General features: G+C 56.0%; 1 protein-coding gene and 1 pseudogene. Both read left to right on the top strand.

All coding sequences use genetic code 11. The annotated features are described in order from the left end of the window. Positions 1-631: pseudogene (locus tag MVK46_RS06095) on the top strand (hypothetical protein); the annotation flags it as partial. A gap of 42 nt (positions 632-673) precedes the next feature. Continuing rightward, on the top strand, positions 674-1,477 hold the full coding sequence (gene mtnP / locus MVK46_RS06090) for an S-methyl-5'-thioadenosine phosphorylase (RefSeq protein ID WP_297535748.1): 804 nt from the start codon (positions 674-676) through the stop codon (positions 1,475-1,477). Positions 1,478-1,754: the final 277 nt, after the last annotated feature.

Below are 1,754 nucleotides of genomic sequence, written 5' to 3'. Positions count from 1 at the left end.
CGTTGCGCTTCAGATGACCCCGCAGGTCAGCCTTGAGGCCCTTAAGTCGCTCCTGATAGGGCTTGCCCTCCAGGGGGAGATTAAGTTCGTGAGGGAGGTTCTCGACAAGCTTTCCCCCGAGTCAAAGGCTCCCATCCTTGAGGCAATATCCCTCTCGATACTCGACAGGCCAGACCTGCTGAAGGAGTTCATAGGAAGCCTCTCCGGTGAGGAGCTTGAGGAGGTTCTCCGCCTTGTGATGGACTCACTGCTTGAGAGGAGCGCCAAAGAGGACTACCTCGACGTTGTTAGGTTGGTGGGTGAAAGGACAAGAAACGAGAGAACCCTGGTGAAGGTCGTTAGGTACCTCTCAAAGCTCCACGCCTACAACGACGCATGGAGGTTTGCCTCCGCAATAAGGGACCCCTACCTCCGCTCGCTGGCCTTTGGAAGCATAGCCGTTGAGAAGCTCAAGGAAGACGACATCGACGGTGCCATCGATGCCTCCCTTGAAGTCAAAGACCCGCGCTGGGGTTCATGGTTGCTGAGTGAAATTCTTGCAAAGGTTCTCGAGGCCCAGGCCGGGGAAGGCGTGAGGGAGGACATCGAGGAGCGTGCCGAGGCACAGCGCAGACTCTGGGAGAGGAGCTAACGTTTTAAAGGCCTCTTTTCAATTTCCTTTTCAGGTGATACCATGCCCAGGATAGCAATTATCGGAGGCTCAGGTGTCTACGACCCCAAACTGCTTGAGAACGTAAGGGAGGAAACCGTTGAGACGCCTTACGGAACGGTCAGGGTCAAGATAGGAACCTACAAGGGTGAGGAGATAGCGTTTCTGCCAAGGCACGGGGAGAAGCACAGTGTTCCGCCCCACAGGATAAACTACCACGCCAACATCTGGGCGCTCCACGAGCTTGGTGTTGAAAGGATTCTGGCAACCTCTGCCGTCGGTTCCCTCAACCTCGACATGAAGCCCGGCGACTTCGTAATCCTCGACCAGCTCATGGACTTCACGAAGACGAGACACTACACCTTCTACGACGGTGAGGACAGCCCCCACGACAGGAAGTTCGTCGCCCACGTGGACTTCACAGAGCCATACTGCCCCGAGCTTAGAAAGGCCCTTATTACGGCCGCCAAAGAGCTCGGCTTCAACTACCATCCGACCGGAACCTACGCCTGCATGGAGGGGCCGCGCTTTGAGACGAGGGCCGAGATAAGGGCGCTCAAAATACTCGGTGCAGACGTCGTTGGCATGACCCAGTGCCCGGAGGCAGTTCTCGCGAGGGAGCTTGAGATGTGCTACGCGAGCGTTGCCATAGTTACCAACTATGCCGCGGGAATCAGCAGGGAGAAGCTCACCCACAGGGAAGTTGTCGAGCTTATGGCGAAGAAGGGCGAGGAGATAAAGCTCCTCCTCATGAAGGCAGTGGAACACATCCCGAAGGAGCGCCGCTGTCCGTGCAAGGATGCCCTCAAGGGCGCAACGGGCGAGTGATGTTCCCTTCCCTCCATTTCTCCCCCGAAAAGTGCTTACGTTGAGAACCGAAGGTTAAAGAAAGCGTTAATAATAGGGAGGCCTAACTCTTCTCGGTGATACGAATGAAATACGACGTCGTGATTATCGGAGCCTCAGCCGGGGGCATCACAACGGCCATCTCTGCCAAGAAGTTCTACCCCGACAGGAGCGTCCTCGTTATCAAGAGGGAAAAGGTGGGCATGATTCCCTGTGGAATTCCCTACATCTTCGGAACCCTGAAGAGCGTTGACGACGA

The organism is Thermococcus sp., from assembly GCF_027066465.1.
GTDB lineage: Archaea > Methanobacteriota_B > Thermococci > Thermococcales > Thermococcaceae > Thermococcus.
This window is presented reverse-complemented; position numbering and strand designations above follow the sequence as displayed.

Excerpts from the sequence above, each read along its gene's own strand:
- mtnP (WP_297535748.1), top strand. The coding sequence starts at position 674 with ATGCCCAGGATAGCAATTATCGGAGGCTCAGGTGTCTACGACCCCAAA.